Below are 16750 nucleotides of genomic sequence, written 5' to 3'. Positions count from 1 at the left end.
AGGTAGTGGGAATTTTGAAAATTGAAAATTACCGTTTATTTCGACAAACTTGCTTTGATCTCGATAATGAAAAAGTGGATAGCTATGAATTGCTGATGCGCAAACAAGATGGCTATCGATGGCTGGCGCCAATTGATTTTAATATGCTGACACCAAAGGCTTTTTCAGAAATTGTGACAGACGCGCTGCTGCATTTGCCTTCTAACTCGCGAATCATGATTAACTTAGATCATGACCAATTTGTGGATCACACTATGTTGGATGCTTTAATTGCCATCCACAAGCAGATGCCAGATTATACTTTGATTGTAGAATTGACAGAGCGGGATAATGCGAAAACTATTATGAATGTCGAATTGTTAACTTCCGCAATGTATCTTACAGAAAAAGGTCTTCTGCTATGTCTCGATGACGTTGGTTCAGGTGTCAATAGTTTCGATACTTTAAAGCCGTTATTACCTTATGTCGTAGAACTGAAGTTTGCGCTTCAAAACTTTGAGCCGGAAATCAGTGTGGCCTATAATAAACTGGCTTTCTGGAATCAAGTGGCTAACTATTTGGACAAAAAGTTTGTTTTGGAGGGAATCGAAACGGGCGAAGATTTGGTGATAGCTCAACAACTAGATATCGAGTACGGTCAGGGTTTCTATTTTGACCGACCCCAACAATTTTATTAGAAGATCAAAATCGTTGAAGGCCCATTCGTAGATGAATGGGCCTTTTTAGTTACTTTTCGAAAATTATAGTGATATGCGATAGAATCAGTAGAAAAGATCAGCTATTTCAAATATTTATCGCTATAATAAAGGTAACAGATTTATTCGAAGGGGAGTTTGAAAAAATTGAAGCGGAAAACATTACTTTGGGGAATTTTAGGAATCGCGATTGTGGCAGGAATTGTAGTTGGATTCACAAATATGCAGCCGACAGCTCCTGTACAGGCCAAAACGAGCCAGTCAGTTACTTTATATAATCAATGGAAGAAAGCCTATGTTGCGGGTGGGTCGAAAAAGTACGTAAAGTCCAATAACAGTCAGGGAGCTACGAAGGTCATCTCTGAGGGTCAAGGCTATGGAATGCTGGTGACAGTGTTGGCCGCCAAAAAAGGAGCTAACACGCATAGTACGTTTAATCAATTGTATAGCTACTATCGCGCACATCGAATTTCTAGTAAGAATCCGTTGATGAGCTGGGAACAAACAAGCCGTCGCGGGAGACTAACCAGCGTCGGTTCTGAGAAGAACAGTGCCACTGACGGTGATTTGGATATTGCTTATTCTTTGATTTTGGCTGATAAAAAATGGGGAAGCAAAAAAACAAATTACAAAGCTGCTGCTAAGGCGCTTCTAGCGGCGATTAAGAAACGCGAAATTAACAAGACAACTTATCTACCCAAGATGGGTAATTGGGCGACTAGCAGTTATGACCAAAGCAAATTGCGCACGTCGGATTTGATGACGGGCTATTTCAAAACATTTGCCAAGTACACTAAGGATCGTACTTGGACCAAAGTGGCCAGCCAGAGTCAAAAAGCAATCGTAAAATTGAGTTCACGCAATAAATCAGGCCTATTTCCAGATTTTATTAAAGCAACAAGGAAAACTATTAAGCTATCAGCAGTCAAGCCCTATCAGATTGAAAGCGGCCGTGATAACCAATATGGGTACAATGCATGTCGGGTGCCGTGGCGATTGGCGCAAACATACTTGATTACTAAAGATGGCACCACGAAGCGGGTGTTAAAAAAGCAGTTGGCTTTCTTTAACAAACGAAAGAAAATTACGGCTGTTTATACGATGAGTGGTAAAGCGGTTAATAATTACACAAATACAGCCTTTACCGCGCCTGTCAATATGGCTGCTAGAACCCTTAAACAAACCAGTTTGAAAAAGAAAACGGCTAAACAGTTGCCTAAATCAATTGAGAAGAGAAATTATTTCTCAGCAACTTTGCAGGTGGTCACTGGATTACAATGATCAATTAAAGATTGTGATAATCCTTTTATATGAAAAATGATGTTGACATCAAAATACCCGAATGATAAGTTTAAAACGCTCGAAAACTAAATTTTAGGAGCTTAACCAAATGAAAGATCTCATTTCAGATCGAAAAGTAATCAACACGGCACTGTGGATATTCTTCATCGGCGTAACGTTGTTTGGCAACGTGCCCTTGTTTGTGATTACTTATTTGACGGTGGCAACGTTTATGATTCTCAGAACGACGCAGATGCAATTAGCCAAAAAGGTTAAGGTGCCGATGATAATTACCTATTTTGTATTGGCGATCTTGCAATGTATTTTTGCCGCGAATACCATTGGCGCCTTCAATAATGATGTGTTTACAGAAATTTTGAGCCGGGTGGTTGCCGCAGCGTTTATTTTGCTTCCTTTGGCGGTCGAACGGAATATTATTATTCGCAAACGGACTGATTTTTATTTACCGTCTGTCAAAGAAATGGCGACCATTAGTTTTGAACAGTTACGGAATAATAAATCTACCATCAAAGAGTCCCTGCAAGGGTTTAACAAGGTTAGGCACACTCTCGCAAGTGATAATTTGAAAGAAACGTTTGAAGACCTGCACCGCCATAGTTCCACCAGGTATATTAATAATGGCTCGTTGACCGATGAATATTTTGAGTTGGCTAATCAAACGTTAGCTGATCCATATATATACTTGGTCATTTCCAATACAGGAAGTAGCGCCAGTGAAATTATTTCTCTGTTTACCCAAAAACAATATAATCATGCTTCACTTAGTTTTGATGCTGATTTAAAAACGATTGTCAGCTATAACGGTGGAGAAAAAGTGTATCCGCCAGGTTTAAATGCTGAGATGGTTGAAGCTTTTCACAAAAAAGACGATGCCTCGGTTTTGATTTATCAGTTGGCTGTCACACGGGCCCAAAAACAGATCATTATCGATAAAATCAAAGAGATTAACTCAACCGGTAGTGCTTATAATCTATTAGGGCTAGTGACCAAACATTCATTGCGACCTAACATTATGTTTTGTTCGCAGTTTGTTTATCAAATGCTGAAATTGGCGCACGTTGATTATTTTGATAAACCAGCTGGAGACGTTCGGCCAACTGATTTCATTGAGTTGGACTACTATAAAAAGCTAGAATTCTGTTATGAAATTAAATTTTAAGTGGTGACTGGTACAGCTATTAGGGCTGTGCTTTTTTAAATTAAAAATATGAAAGCGCTTATTATGAGTGCTAGAATAAAGGCGTTTAGTTATGAAAGGGAGTTTTGAGATGACAATTGCAAATCAAAAAGTGCTGGCCGCAATTAAACAGACCACTGATCTTTGGCGAGCGTCTGATGAAAAACGTGATGCTGGGTTACCGACGACATTTTCAGATGTGACGCGGTTTGATAATTTGAGTTACGGACCAGCAGAAAGTGAAAATTTGTTGGACATTTATACGCCCAAAGATACAGCTAAAGCAGTGCCAACGATTATTAATATTCATGGTGGCGGAAATGTCTACGGTTCAAAAGAATTGTATCAGCATTATTGTTTAGGCTGGCCCCAAGCTGGATTTGGCGTGGTGAACTTTAACTATCGATTAGCACCAAAAACACCTTTTCCGGGGGCGTTACAAGACACTGATTTAGTTTTGAAATGGCTTGTGGAACATGGTAAAAAATATCGATTGGACCTTAACAATGTGTTTATTGTGGGTGATAGCGCTGGAGGAACTTTAGCTGAGCAGTATTTAACAGCTTATACCAATCCAGATTATCGCCAAGCTTTGAAATTAGGTGAGCGTCCTAAATTGACGATTAGAGGGGGCGGTCTTAACAGTGGCTTCTACTTTATTAAACGTTCGGAAGCAGTCACTGCAGATAGTTTAATGGCAGCATACTACACGCCGGGAGTAATGAAACACTATGATCGAGAATTAAATACGGCGGAGTTTATAACCACCGCATTCCCACCGGTTTACGTTATGACAGCCACCAATGATTTCTTACGTGATGAGGGGGTTCGGCTGGATCAATTTTTGTTGGATCACAAGCTGGCCCATCAATTTAAAACTTACGGTACCGAACAAGATCCAAGAGAGCACGTCTTTCAACTGAACCAGCGAGATGCGATTGCAGCTGAGGCAAATCATGATGAAGCAGACTTTTTCCGCGGTCTTGTGAAACGTTAAAAAACAATTAAAAAACTTGTTGACCTCTAATTTTATAATTCTATAATAAGGAACATCAAGTTGAAAGGGGTGAAGTCACATGACACATTTTGTTAAAGCTATTTTAAGTATTTTAGTCATTATTAGCTTATTAATTAAAGTGCACAGTAATGTGACTTCAATCCTTGGCTAATAACTTTTTAGTATTACCATAAAAGGATAATTGGGTTGCTCGCTGTGCTTCGTAAATGAAGTGTAGCGGGCATTTTTTTATCCAAATTTAAGGGGTGTTGTGTATGGATCGAAAATGGAAAGTATCAGTATTTTTTGTAGCAGCAGCAATGTTGCTGGCGGGTTGTGGAAGTAAGAGTGCTAGTGCAGGGACGCATAAGTACGCGACGAAGCAAAGTTACAATTTAATGGCTAATACTGAGGTCGAAACGATGGATCCCTCATTAGCGGACGACTCGGCGTCACTTTTGCAATTGAATAATACCAATGAAGGTCTTTATCATCCAAATAAGAATGGTAAATTAGTGGCTGAAGCAGCTACTAAAACCAAAGTTAGTAAAGATGGATTAACCTATACATTTACATTACATAAAGGGATGAAATGGAGTAACGGAGATCCGGTTACTGCTCAAAACTTTGTTTATGGCTGGCAACGGACTGTTGACCCAGACACCAAGGCTCCAAACGCCTTTTTGTTTGCCCCAATTAAAAACGCAAATGCCATTATGAACGATAAGAAGAGTGCTAAGACACTCGGAGTTAAGGCAGTTAATAAAACAACTTTTAAAGTGACATTATCAAAACCAGCCCCTTATTTGAAACAAATGACGGCGCTCCCTGCGTTCTTCCCACAGGATAAAAAAGTGGTTGAAAAATACGGAAAATCTTATGGGACAACTAGCGCCAAAACTGTTTACAACGGTCCGTTTGTTCAAGAAGGTTGGACTGGGTCTAACTTAACTTGGAAGATGAAGAAAAATACTAAGTATTGGGATAAAAAAGTGGTTCACTTATCAACGGTTAACATGCAGGTGGTCCAAAACTCAAGTACAGCACTGAATCTATACCAAGTGAAAAAGCTTGATGATATTTCATTGTCTGGTGAACAAGCTACTCAAGAGAAAAGCAATAAAGATTTTTATTCTTCATTAGCTAATTCGATGACCTACGCAGTTTATAATTTTAAAAATCAAGCTATGCAAAATATTAATATCCGTCGTGCACTGTCACTAGTCTTAAATCGTGAACAAGTAACTAGCAAGGTATTAGCAGATGGATCAATTGCACCAAAAGGATTTGTGCCGTCTAAACTTACTGAAAATCCAAAGACGGGGACTGATTTTGCAACCGATGCTGAAGTTGCTAATACCACGACCCAAAACAAGAAGCTTGCTAAAAAATACTGGGCAAAAGGGATGAAACAGCTTGGCAAAACAAAACTAACCATTCAATTAATGTGTTGGGATGAGGGAACTAATTCGCAAGTTGCTGAATACATGCAAAGTGAGATTAACCAAACTCTTAATGGCGCAGATGTAAAAGTAAGCACCTTGCCAAAGAAATCAGCTATTACTAAGATGTCCAGTCATACGGGATTTGATATGGCATTGACTGGTTGGAGTCCGGATTTTGTTGATTTGATGGATGTCCTTCAATTGGAACAGACCGGAAACCCTTATAACTTTGGCTCGTTTAGTAATAAGACGTTTGATAAGTACATGAAAGCTGCAATTACGACTGACGCCAACGATTCAGAAGCACGATATGACGATTATGTGAAAGCTGAAAAAGTTTTGATGAAACAACAAGGAGTTGCGGTTATCGATCAGGGCGCCTCAACCTATTTGCACAATCCAAAGGTTAAAAATGCCGTTTCAACAACTGATGGTGGAACTTACCTGAAGAATGCTTATGTGACTAAATGATGCATTAATAAATAACTATTAAAAAAGGGAATTGATAGCCTCGCTTAGTTTCGACGGCCGTCAATTTCCTTTTTAAAATTTCTAAACGTTATTAAATTTAACCAGCGACAACTTGGAAAAAGAGAACTGATCCCCATTTTTCTGATTTAATTAAGCCTTTTGCAGTCTTTGCAGCGGCATCTAAATCAGTGGCAGAGGTTTTAAATTCCATGCGCATTCCAGTTTTTTTGACGAATTCAAAGTTAAAATCGCCGTCAGTATAGTTAGTTAAAAGCTCAACAATTTCATCTTGTTTTTGTGGTGAATTTACAATAATCATGTGTATATCTCCCTGTCTTATGTATTTGTTTGATCTGATCAAGTAAATTCTATAATAAAGAGGATTAAAAGTAAACCCTTACAAAATAGCAAACTTAAAATGACGTTAAGTTTTTTAGAGTGGCATTCATTTTGAAGACGAAAAATCTGAATATTTTGTGAATCTTTCAAAAATCTCTATAAAATAATAAGTTTGAAGTGTATGCTTGGACATGGAGATTTATCACGCAATCATGATGGTTTTATAAAAGGAAATAAAAAATGAATGATAAAAAAAGAAGGCAGCTTAACCGAACAGTTTTTAAAGCTTTTCCATGGGTCATGGGAGTTCTTTTGATTATTTTGGTGTTCCTTCAAATTAATAGTAATAGCAGTAAAGCCCAATCTAAGTCAGGCACTGATAGTAGTCAACAGACCACTGTCAGTTCAAGTTCTTCTGAAGTCACGAATAAACAGAAAAAAATTAAGGCCGAACTTGCGAGCTATTTAAAAACGGTGACCAAAGATGGGACAGTCAGTGTCAGTTTTTATAATTTAGGTGCAACACCAAAAAGTAAGGCAGCGGCTAGCACGGACGCAGCTGTTTATAAGCCGGGGAGTTTGGCAACTGAAGCCAATGCTCACACCGCGCAAACTGCGGCTAGCACTTATAAATTATTTATTGCAGCTTATCTGATGCACCAAAAGCAAAATGGTAAATTTAGTTGGACGTCGAGTAATACAGAAGGATTTTATCAGATGATTGTGGATAGTGCCAACACCTTTGCTGATAGCGAGCTTGAAAACTATGGGATGGCAGCTGTTAATAAATTTATCGGCAGTCAGGGCTGGTATACGCCGGTATTTCAACAAACGGTTATCGCCAAGACGACCAGTCACGGCCTGATGCTCTTGCTTAAACAGTTGGCGGCCGGAACCGGTCCATTTAAAAATGCCAGTGATCGGGAAAAAATTCTAAAATTAATGAGTGAACAAATTTATCGAACGGGAATTCCCGCTGGCGCAAGTGCTGCCAAGACGGGAACCAAAGTGGCTGATAAAGTTGGCTTTCTAAATGATACCAACAATGATGCTGGAATAGTGACCTTACCCAATGGTCAGAAATATATATTGGTTATTATGACCCATGGTCACGGACAATCGGGCTTTAGTGGTTTTCCTAAAATGGCTGAAATCACCAAAAAAGTTCAAACGATCGTTTATGGGACAAATGCAGGAAAATAAGGTTTGAGTTTAAATAAGGAGCAGGAATTTCTTAACCGAAATTTTTGATCCTTTTTTTGTTGGCGTGATTACTTTAAAAAAACTTTTTTCGAGGCAAACGGCAGCACCACACCTTTAGTCAACTTGGTTAAAAAATTTCCCAAAAAAGTCATATACAAATATAGTTAAACGGTCTACTATATATAGTATGCACAGCAAATAAAAACACAACTGATTGTGTACTTTTGCTTACTAAAAGGAAATAATCGATTACATATAAAGCAGTAGGAGGTACAATATGATATCAACATTTCAGGACAAATTAGGACTATTACGAACATCACTTATTCAAAAAAGAGATGGTGAACAGACTAAATTTTACCCGTATAAGTTACTTTTTAGTCTTCGACAGGTAGTGGCAGATAAAAAAATTCAGGATCAGATTTGTGAAGCATTGGTCAATCAATTTCATGATCAGGCAGTGATTAGCACCCAAGCAATTCATGATGCGGTGATTGAGCAATTAAAAAATTGTGGTTTAGAAGATTCAGCAACGGCTTATGCAGATTATTTTGATAAAGAGCAGCAGAATTTTTCTGATGCCACCAATGTGCAAAAGCGCATCGAAAAAGTTTTCGAACGGGATGCCGAAGTTGTTCATGAAAATGCCAATAAGGACAGCACTATTTTTAATACACAACGCGATTTGGAAGCCGGTGCGGCCAGTCGGGCGATGGGCTTGAAGATGTTACCAGAATTAGTTGCGAAGGGCCATTTACGGGGCGATATCCATTGGCATGATTTGGATTATTCACCAGTTACCCCGGAAACTAATTGTTGTTTGATTGATTTTGATGGGATGCTTAAAAACGGCTATAAAATTGGTAATGCCGAAGTCGATTCGCCGCGGTCCATTCAAACGGCGACGGCGCAAATGGCTCAGATCATCGCCAATGTGGCGTCACTTCAGTACGGCGGTTGCTCTGCTAATCGGGTAGATCAATTATTGGCACCATATGCCGAAATTAATTATCAAAAACACTTGGCTGACGCTAAAGATTGGGTTTCTCCAGATAAGCAAGAAGCCTATGCCAAAAGTAAAACTAAAAAAGATATTTATGATGCGATGCAGGCTTTGGAATACGAAATTAATACTTTGTATTCTTCCCAGGGGCAAACGCCTTTTACAACGGTGAATTTCGGGCTCGGAACCAGTTGGATTGAACGTGAAATTCAAAAATCCATTTTAAAAATTCGAATTAAAGGATTAGGTACCGAACACAGAACAGCAATTTTTCCGAAATTAATTTTTACACTTAAACGTGATTTGAATTTGCATCCAACCGATCCTAACTATGACATTAAACAATTAGCGATTGAATGTTCTACTAAACGCATGTACCCCGATTTATTAATGTATGACAAAATCAAAGAACTGACGGGTAGTTTTAAAACACCCATGGGCTGTCGTTCATTCTTACAAGGATGGCGTGACGAAAATGGTAAAGAAGTTAATTCAGGTCGGATGAATCTTGGCGTCGTGACCGTTAATTTGCCTAGATTAGCGTTGGCATCAAACGGTGATAAAAAATTATTCTGGGAAATTTTTGAAGAACGCATGACTCTATGTCATCAAGCGTTGGCTTATCGCGTGGAACGGACCAAAGAGGCAGAACCCAAAAATGCGCCATTACTCTATATGTACGGCGCTTTTGGTAAGCGCTTGCCAGCTGATGGCGATGTGGATGAACTTTTCAAAAATGAACGCGCAACAGTTTCATTAGGCTACATCGGTTTATATGAAGTTTGTACCGTCTTTTATGGTCCAGACTGGGAGCATAATGCCGAAGCCCATGATTTTGCGGAACAGATTGTCAAAGCGATGTGGAAAAAATGTGCTGATTGGACAAAGGAAAGCGGCTATCATTACAGCCTGTATTCCACACCAGCCGAATCGTTGACCGATACTTTCTGTCGCGATGATATTGCCAAGTTTGGTAAGGTCGCCAATGTGACTGATAAAGAGTATTACACGAATAGTTTTCATTATGATGTTCGCAAACATCCAACGCCTTTTGAAAAATTAACCTTTGAACAAGATTTTCCTAAGTATGCTTCCGGTGGCTTTATTCATTATTGTGAATATCCAAATCTAACCCAAAATCCCAAAGCCTTAGAAGCAGTCTGGGATTGGGCTTATGATCATGTCGGTTATTTGGGAACCAATACCTCAATTGATAAATGTTATAAATGTGGATTTAAGGGTGAATTTAAAGCAACGGCGCGGGGCTTCCAATGTCCGCAATGTGGTAATCATGATCCTCAGTTCTGTGATGTGGTTAAACGGACATGTGGGTATCTCGGCAATCCACAACAACGCCCGATGGTTCACGGGCGGCACGTGGAAATTGCTTCAAGACGGAAAAATTTAACAACGGAGATGATCCAAAATGCAGCGAAAAACGCACGGTCCAAACAATCCGATGCCGAAAGAGTGGTTGGCTAAAGATTTAAGTTTACAATATATTGCCGATTACAAGGCTTTTAACTTTGTCGATGGCGAAGGAGTTCGCTGTAGTTTATATGTGAGTGGTTGCCCATTTCATTGCCCAGGTTGTTACAATGTGGCGGCGCAAAACTTTCATTATGGCAAACCTTACACGCAAGAATTAGAAGATCAAATTATGGAAGATTTGAGCCAAGATTATGTCCAAGGATTAACGTTGCTGGGTGGCGAACCATTTTTAAATACACAAGTATGTATTCGAATTTGCAAACGAATTCGGCAAGAATTCGGCCATACCAAAGATATTTGGTCCTGGACTGGTTATAACTGGGATGAACTATTGAAAGATTCTGATGACAAACTAGAAATGCTGTCACTAATTGATATTTTGGTGGATGGTCGTTTCTTAGAAGAAAAGAAGGATTTAACGCTCCAATTTCGGGGAAGCTCTAACCAACGCATTATCGATGTCCCTAAATCTTTAGCAGCGGATAAAGTTATCATCTGGGACAAATTGGTGCGATAAAAAACTTGATGTGCATGAAGATTTGAAAAGTTGAATTTTCATGCATATTTTCTCACAACAAAAGAGGAAAAGTTTTGGAAAACAAAGCAAATTATGGATTGGGGAAACAAAATGTTAGAAATTCGAAAATTTGTCAAGGCTAAAAAATTTCATTTTTGGGATAGTTTAAATATTACACGTGCCGGGATTTTGGGTGCGAACGACGGGATTATTTCGGTTTCAGGAATTGTCCTTGGTGCCGCGGCAGCCAATCTTAGCAGTTGTACCTTGTTCATTAGTGGCGTTTCAGGGATGCTAGCTGGCGCCTGTTCGATGGCTGGGGGAGAGTACATTTCAGTGAGTGCTCAAAAAGAAGTGCAACTGAAACGCCTAAACATTCAGGCTGCAGGCCAGCTGAGCACCAAAAATCTCTACCAAACCAAAATTAGCGAACTGGATGTGTTAAATCCGATTCATGCAGCAACAGCCTCTTTCTTCTCATTTTTATGTGGCGCCATTATTCCGTTGCTTGCAATCAGCCTGTCTAATAGTCGTTGGCGAGTAACCAATACCGCGTTAGCAATGATCATTGCACTTTCGATTAATGCAATTATTGGTTACAACAAAGCAGAAACACCAGTTTATAAAGCAGTTATTCGCAACGTTGCGGTGGGCGTTTTTACCACAGTGGCGACTTATTTAATTGGTAGTCTATTAGGGATGACGATTTCTGCGTAGGAGGATTCAAAATGGAAACACTTGAAATAAAAGATTTACATGTAGCGGTTAAAGATGACGACACACAGGTAGAAAAAGAGATTTTAACTGGGGTGAATTTAGTCATGCACACAGGCGAAGTTCATGCCATTATGGGCCCCAACGGAACCGGGAAATCGACCTTATCTGAAACCATAATGGGAAATCCCCATTATCACGTTACACAAGGCGATATTCTTTTGAATAATAAAAGTTTGTTGGCAGAACCTGTGGATGCGCGCGCCAGAGCCGGATTGTTTTTAGCGATGCAATATCCAGCCGAAATTAAAGGTATCACCAATATGGAGTTCTTGCGGGCGGCAATTAACGCCCGGCGGCCAAGTGAGCAACCCATTCCGATCAAGGCGTTTTTGGCTCAATTGGATGACGCGCTTAATATCTTGAACATGACAAGCGATATGGCGGAGCGCTATTTAAACGAGGGCTTTTCTGGTGGGGAACGGAAACGAAACGAAATTTTGCAATTACTAATGATTAAACCCACTTTTGCGATCCTGGATGAATTGGATTCAGGCCTAGATATTGATGCGCTTCAAGTTGTCTCCAAGGGTGTCAACCACGTAATTGGACCGGATTTTGGAACGCTGATGATCACGCATTACAAGCGAATTTTGAAATATATCCAGCCTGATAAAGTACACGTCATGATGGGTGGTCGCATTGTTAAAACGGGGGATGCTAGTTTGGCGGATCGTTTGGAAGACGAAGGGTATTCTGGTTTGAGAGATGAGTTAGGAATTGACGTCGATTTGGTAGATTCGGAGGTTTAGGAATGATTGAAACAGACAGTAAGATAAATCTAACCTCATTTTTATTTCCAAATGAACCGACTTGGTTTACGAATCTGCGTAAAAAGGCTTTTGAAAAATTACAAACAACCAAGGATCCACGTTTTGCTAAAGTCGACTATCGAGATTGGGGCTTGGGAGAAACCCCAGCTAATGCGGTGGCTACTGATGAAAATATGAAACTTGTTGATCAAAGTACACGTGAGTATATCTTGTGTCCCATCGCCCTGGCTCTGGTAAAGCATGAAAAGTTATTTCAAACATATTATATGAAAAAAGCGTTAACTGAACCGGCTGATCGATTAACCAATTTTAGTACGGCGTTCGTGAACGCAGGAAATTTTCTATACATTCCAAAACAGGCCCAATTAGACGAGCCAATTATGCTGGATCAAATTGATCTTCCAGAAAATTCTGCAGAAATTAGTCACAATTTGCTTGTATTGGGTGAAGGCGCTAAGGCCACCATTTGTTTAGCGGGTGATGCAAAACAAACTGCTTCAAAAATACATCGTATTACCGAAATTGTTTTGGAAGCAAACAGCCAATTAACACTGATAAACGTGGACAGTTTTTCTACTGAGGAAACGGTTTATGTTAATCGCCAAGCTTATGTGGGTGAAAATGCCAAGTTGAATTGGACAATTGGGTCCTTTAGCGATGGAAAAGTGGTTGCCGAAATGAATGCGGAACTGGTTGGTAGACGGGCAACAGCGACAATTAATAATGCGGCAATCACATCTGGAAATCAAATTCAAGGAATGAATACACGCTTGACCAATTTAGCACCTTATACAGTTGGCAAGATTCGCCAACGGGGCGTTATTTTAGATCAGTCGCGGCTAGTGTTTAACGGAATTGGCAAGATTGTGCATGGGGCTCACGGTACGATTGCGGAACAAGAAAATCGAATTTTGATGTTATCGGATCAGGCAAGTGGGGATGCTAACCCAATTTTGTTGATTGATGAAAATGATGTGGTGGCGGGTCATGCTGCCAGTGTCGGACGCTTAGATAAGAAGCAATTGTACTATTTAATGAGTCGTGGCTTACCTAAAGCCACCGCTAAACGGCTTGTCGTCCGCGGCTTTATTGGCAGTTTTGCGAAAGAAATCCAAAATCAACAGGCACGGGAAACCTTCCGGAAAGTGTTAGAAAGAAAGTTAACTAATGGATAAAAAATTTGAAGAGGCAGTTAAGGATTTTCCAATCCTAACGCGCAAAATTAATGATGAACCACTCCTATATCTGGATAATGCGGCGACTTCGCAAACGCCTAATCCCGTTTTAGACCAGATTGTAAGTTTTTACCAAAACACCAATGCTAACGTTCATCGCGGAGTTTATACATTGGCTAATGACGCCACGACGGCATATGAAAACGTCCGCGAACAAGTAGCGGCGTTCATTCATGCCGATGACGCTAAATCAATCGTGTACACGCGTTCAACAACTGACGGCCTTAATTTGGTGGCAAGCAGTTTTGGAGATCTGGTCGTTCACGAAGATGATGAGATTTTGATTACCATTATGGAACACCACAGCAACTTAATTCCGTGGCAACAGCTCGCACAAAGAAAACATGCGAAGTTGAAATATGTGGAATTAGCCGCCGATCAAACGCTAGATATGGCGGATTTTAAACGCAAACTGACGGAGCGGACGAAAATTGTGGCAGTCACCCAAACAAGTAACGTTCTGGGAGTGACCAATCCGATTAAAGAAATTACCAAGTTGGCACATCAGCAGCAGGCTTATGTGGTTGTGGATGTTGCTCAATCTGCGGCTCATCAAACGATTGATGTGCAGGACTTAGATGCCGATTTCTTGGCTTTTTCCGGGCACAAGATGCTGGGACCCACGGGAATCGGGGTGCTGTATGGTAAATTAGATTTATTAAACGAAATGGCGCCCATTCAATTTGGTGGGGAAATGATTGAAACGGTGAGTCGTACACAAGCCAAGTGGCAAACGGCACCGTGGAAGTTTGAAGCGGGCACACCGAATATTGGGGGCGTGATCGGTTTGGGGGCAGCAATTACCTATCTTAACAAACTGGGGATGCCGTGGATTGAAGCCACTGAACATCGATTGGTCACTTATTTACTCCCTCAATTGGCCCAAATAACTGGACTGACAATGTATGGACCCAAAACAGTTGCCAAACACGAAAGCATCGTGGCATTTAATTTGCGAGATCTTCATCCACACGATGTGGCGACGGGTTTGGATATGTTGGGAGTTGAAGTTCGTGCCGGGCATCATTGTGCGCAACCGTTAATGACAACTCTGGGAGTGGAGTCGACCGTTCGCGCTAGCATGAGTTTTTATAATTCATTGGCCGATATGGATCGGTTTGTATATGATTTAAAAATGGTAAAGGAGTTCTTCAACCGTGAGTCTTAATAAGTTAAATCAACTTTATTTGGCAGTGGTGATGGACCATGCAGATCATCCGCATCATAAACATGAGTTGGGCGATGCGACTCAAAGTGTGGAACTACATAATGTTTCTTGTGGAGACGATATTCGAGTATTTATCAAAACTAAGGCGAACCGGGTTGCAAAAATTTCGTTTACTGGAAATGGCTGTACCATTTCACAAGCCTCGGCAAGCATGATGACCGATGCCCTGACTAATCTTGAAATTTCAGAGGCAATTAAAAGTTGTGACGCTTTTTTTCAGTTAGCCATGGGAAATTCAATCTCAAATGAAGCCAAGAAAGTTCTAGGAGATGCGGAAATTTTAGGGAGTTTAGCAGAGTTTCCGGCTCGGATTAAATGTGCAACTTTAGCGTGGCATGCAGCTAAAGAAGCGTTAAAAGGAGAGGTAAAATGAGTACGAGTACAGAAATGCCCGATGAATACGAATATGGGTTTCATGACGATGTGAAGCCAGTTTTTTCCACCGGTAAAGGTTTGAATGAACAAATCATTCGCCAAATTTCAGCCGAAAAACACGAGCCTAAGTGGATGCTGGACTATCGATTGGCAGCTTACAAAATTTATCAAAGCATGCCAATTCCTAAATTTGGCCCCAATTTAGATGATTTAGATTTAAAAAATATGTTGTACTATCAAAAGGCCACGGACAAAAAATATCGGAATTGGGATGATGTGCCGCCAACGATTAAAAAGACGTTTGATCGTTTGGGAGTTCCCAAAGCTGAAAGAGAATACTTAGCGGGCTCGTCTGCTCAGTATGAATCGGAAGCGGTCTATCACAATATGCGCGAATCGTTTGCCAAACAAGGAATTATTTTCACGGATACGGATACTGCGCTCCAAAAGTATCCCAAACTTTTTAAAAAGTGGTTTGGCAAGCTAATTCCACCGACAAACAATAAATTTGCGGCTTTGAATGCGGCAGTTTGGTCAGGTGGCACCTTTCTCTATGTTCCGAAAGGGGTACAAACACAAATCCCGGTGCAGGCCTACTTTAGGATTAACGCTGCTAATTCCGGTCAGTTTGAACGCACGTTGATTATTGTGGATGAAGGTGGCCGAATTGATTACGTGGAAGGGTGTACCGCTCCCAAATATGACACGGATAGTTTGCATGCGGCCGTGGTTGAAGTCAACGTTTTGAAGGATGCCTATTGTCGCTATACAACGATTCAAAATTGGTCAACCAACGTGTATAGTTTGGAGACCAAACGGGCACAGGCTCTGGAAAATGCCACGATGGAATGGGTTGATGGTAATCTTGGGTCTAAAACGACAATGAAGTATCCCTCCGTTTATTTGAATGGACGTGGGGCTCGAGGAACGATGCTTTCAATAGCAGTTGCCGGCCATAATGTGGATCAGGATACGGGAGCACAAATGATTCACAATGCACCTGATACATCTTCGTCGATTGTGTCGAAATCGATCGCCAAAGATGGGGGTATTGTGGATTATCGGGGAAATGTGAAGTTCGCCCGGAATTCTGCCGGGTCATTTGCCCATGTGGAGTGCGATACGATTATTATGGATGACCAGTCTTCCAGTGATACTATCCCGTACAACGAAATTTTAAATAGTAACGTTTCAATGGAGCATGAAGCGAAAGTTTCTAAAATTTCAGAAGAACAGCTGTACTATTTAATGAGTCGCGGAATTTCGGAACGTAAGGCAACTGAAATGATTGTGATGGGTTTTGTTGAGCCATTTACCAAGAAATTACCGATGGAATATGCGGTCGAATTAAATCGTCTGATTAGTTTTGAAATGGAAGGGGCAATTGGATGATGATAGCTGATGAAGATTTTGAAAAACAAGCTTATGAAGTGTTGAAAAGTGTGATTGATCCGGAAATTAGAGTTGATTTGGTGAGCTTAGGGCTAATTTATGGAGTTGCCTGTGATGAAACTGGTCTTTGCACAGTCACGATGACACTAACCATGATGGGCTGCCCGTTGACTGATGTCTTGAATCAATCAATAACTGATGCTTTGTTGACATTAGATCAGGTTAAAAAAGTGAAAATCAATTTAGTATGGGAACCAATTTGGACCATCGACAAAATGAGCCGTGAAGCCCGGGTAGAGTTGGGGATGTGGTAGAACATATAAATAGTCAGTC

16 protein-coding genes are annotated in these 16750 nt (G+C 40.5%); 15 read left to right on the top strand and 1 reads right to left on the bottom strand.

The window, feature by feature from the left end:
- The first annotated feature begins 14 nt into the window (after window positions 1-14).
- The 5 genes from ACLHK8_RS05275 to ACLHK8_RS05255 all read left to right on the top strand — a co-directional run bounded on the left by ACLHK8_RS05275 (window position 15) and on the right by ACLHK8_RS05255 (window position 6087).
- Window positions 15-677, top strand: a complete 663-nt coding sequence (locus ACLHK8_RS05275; protein WP_434520446.1) for an EAL domain-containing protein — start codon at window positions 15-17, stop codon at window positions 675-677.
- A 165-nt stretch (window positions 678-842) separates the two neighbouring features.
- Complete coding sequence (locus tag ACLHK8_RS05270; protein ID WP_434520445.1) at window positions 843-1976, top strand: glycosyl hydrolase family 8; 1134 nt, start codon at window positions 843-845, stop codon at window positions 1974-1976.
- A gap of 109 nt (window positions 1977-2085) precedes the next feature.
- Window positions 2086-3156, top strand: coding sequence for a hypothetical protein (locus ACLHK8_RS05265; protein WP_434520444.1), 1071 nt, complete (start codon window positions 2086-2088; stop codon window positions 3154-3156).
- Window positions 3157-3265: 109 nt separating this feature from the next.
- Window positions 3266-4171, top strand: a complete 906-nt coding sequence (locus ACLHK8_RS05260; protein WP_434520443.1) for an alpha/beta hydrolase — start codon at window positions 3266-3268, stop codon at window positions 4169-4171.
- Window positions 4172-4446: 275 nt separating this feature from the next.
- A complete protein-coding gene (locus ACLHK8_RS05255) occupies window positions 4447-6087 on the top strand; it encodes a peptide ABC transporter substrate-binding protein (RefSeq protein ID WP_434520442.1) in 1641 nt (546 codons plus the stop codon).
- A 97-nt stretch (window positions 6088-6184) separates the two neighbouring features.
- Here the strand turns inward: ACLHK8_RS05255 and ACLHK8_RS05250 are convergent, their stop codons facing one another.
- On the bottom strand, window positions 6185-6406 hold the full coding sequence (locus tag ACLHK8_RS05250) for a hypothetical protein (RefSeq protein ID WP_057773356.1): 222 nt from the start codon (window positions 6404-6406) through the stop codon (window positions 6185-6187).
- 260 nt (window positions 6407-6666) lie between these two features.
- Between ACLHK8_RS05250 and ACLHK8_RS05245 the strand changes: the two genes are divergently transcribed.
- The 10 genes from ACLHK8_RS05245 (at window position 6667) to ACLHK8_RS05200 (ending at window position 16731) form a co-directional block, all read left to right on the top strand.
- A complete protein-coding gene (locus tag ACLHK8_RS05245) occupies window positions 6667-7629 on the top strand; it encodes a serine hydrolase (RefSeq protein WP_434520441.1) in 963 nt (320 codons plus the stop codon).
- Window positions 7630-7906: 277 nt separating this feature from the next.
- Window positions 7907-10114: an anaerobic ribonucleoside-triphosphate reductase gene (gene nrdD / locus ACLHK8_RS05240; RefSeq protein WP_434520440.1), complete on the top strand. Its 2208-nt coding sequence runs from the start codon at window positions 7907-7909 to the stop codon at window positions 10112-10114.
- Window positions 10059-10640, top strand: a complete 582-nt coding sequence (gene nrdG / locus ACLHK8_RS05235) for an anaerobic ribonucleoside-triphosphate reductase activating protein (protein ID WP_057773363.1) — start codon at window positions 10059-10061, stop codon at window positions 10638-10640. The genes nrdD and nrdG overlap by 56 nt, the downstream gene beginning before the upstream one ends.
- 111 nt (window positions 10641-10751) lie before the next feature.
- A complete protein-coding gene (locus ACLHK8_RS05230; protein ID WP_434520439.1) occupies window positions 10752-11357 on the top strand; it encodes a VIT1/CCC1 transporter family protein in 606 nt (201 codons plus the stop codon).
- 11 nt (window positions 11358-11368) lie between these two features.
- Window positions 11369-12166: a Fe-S cluster assembly ATPase SufC gene (sufC, locus tag ACLHK8_RS05225; protein WP_323715258.1), complete on the top strand. Its 798-nt coding sequence runs from the start codon at window positions 11369-11371 to the stop codon at window positions 12164-12166.
- Between the two features lie 2 nt (window positions 12167-12168).
- Window positions 12169-13362, top strand: a complete 1194-nt coding sequence (sufD, locus tag ACLHK8_RS05220; protein WP_434520438.1) for a Fe-S cluster assembly protein SufD — start codon at window positions 12169-12171, stop codon at window positions 13360-13362.
- Window positions 13355-14590 (top strand): aminotransferase class V-fold PLP-dependent enzyme, encoded by a 1236-nt coding sequence (locus tag ACLHK8_RS05215; RefSeq protein WP_323715256.1) that lies wholly within the window; start codon window positions 13355-13357, stop codon window positions 14588-14590. The genes sufD and ACLHK8_RS05215 overlap by 8 nt, the downstream gene beginning before the upstream one ends.
- On the top strand, window positions 14580-15023 hold the full coding sequence (sufU, locus tag ACLHK8_RS05210; protein WP_434520437.1) for a Fe-S cluster assembly sulfur transfer protein SufU: 444 nt from the start codon (window positions 14580-14582) through the stop codon (window positions 15021-15023). Before ACLHK8_RS05215 ends, sufU begins: the two co-directional genes overlap by 11 nt.
- Window positions 15020-16417: a Fe-S cluster assembly protein SufB gene (sufB, locus tag ACLHK8_RS05205; protein ID WP_057773373.1), complete on the top strand. Its 1398-nt coding sequence runs from the start codon at window positions 15020-15022 to the stop codon at window positions 16415-16417. Before sufU ends, sufB begins: the two co-directional genes overlap by 4 nt.
- Window positions 16414-16731, top strand: a complete 318-nt coding sequence (locus ACLHK8_RS05200) for a metal-sulfur cluster assembly factor (protein ID WP_057773375.1) — start codon at window positions 16414-16416, stop codon at window positions 16729-16731. The genes sufB and ACLHK8_RS05200 overlap by 4 nt, the downstream gene beginning before the upstream one ends.
- Window positions 16732-16750: the final 19 nt, after the last annotated feature.

Source organism: Pediococcus sp. M21F004 (assembly GCF_051122535.1).
GTDB classification, from domain to species: Bacteria; Bacillota; Bacilli; order Lactobacillales; family Lactobacillaceae; genus Pediococcus; species Pediococcus inopinatus.
This window is presented reverse-complemented; position numbering and strand designations above follow the sequence as displayed.

Coding starts and splice junctions, on each gene's coding strand:
- ACLHK8_RS05265 (WP_434520444.1), top strand. CDS start 2,086: ATGAAAGATCTCATTTCAGATCGAAAAGTAATCAACACGGCACTGTGG.
- ACLHK8_RS05260 (WP_434520443.1), top strand. CDS start 3,266: ATGACAATTGCAAATCAAAAAGTGCTGGCCGCAATTAAACAGACCACT.
- ACLHK8_RS05255 (WP_434520442.1), top strand. CDS start 4,447: ATGGATCGAAAATGGAAAGTATCAGTATTTTTTGTAGCAGCAGCAATG.
- ACLHK8_RS05250 (WP_057773356.1), bottom strand. CDS start 6,406: ATGATTATTGTAAATTCACCACAAAAACAAGATGAAATTGTTGAGCTT.
- ACLHK8_RS05245 (WP_434520441.1), top strand. CDS start 6,667: ATGAATGATAAAAAAAGAAGGCAGCTTAACCGAACAGTTTTTAAAGCT.
- nrdD (WP_434520440.1), top strand. CDS start 7,907: ATGATATCAACATTTCAGGACAAATTAGGACTATTACGAACATCACTT.
- nrdG (WP_057773363.1), top strand. CDS start 10,059: ATGCAGCGAAAAACGCACGGTCCAAACAATCCGATGCCGAAAGAGTGG.
- ACLHK8_RS05230 (WP_434520439.1), top strand. CDS start 10,752: ATGTTAGAAATTCGAAAATTTGTCAAGGCTAAAAAATTTCATTTTTGG.
- sufC (WP_323715258.1), top strand. CDS start 11,369: ATGGAAACACTTGAAATAAAAGATTTACATGTAGCGGTTAAAGATGAC.
- sufD (WP_434520438.1), top strand. CDS start 12,169: ATGATTGAAACAGACAGTAAGATAAATCTAACCTCATTTTTATTTCCA.
- ACLHK8_RS05215 (WP_323715256.1), top strand. CDS start 13,355: ATGGATAAAAAATTTGAAGAGGCAGTTAAGGATTTTCCAATCCTAACG.
- sufB (WP_057773373.1), top strand. CDS start 15,020: ATGAGTACGAGTACAGAAATGCCCGATGAATACGAATATGGGTTTCAT.
- ACLHK8_RS05200 (WP_057773375.1), top strand. CDS start 16,414: ATGATGATAGCTGATGAAGATTTTGAAAAACAAGCTTATGAAGTGTTG.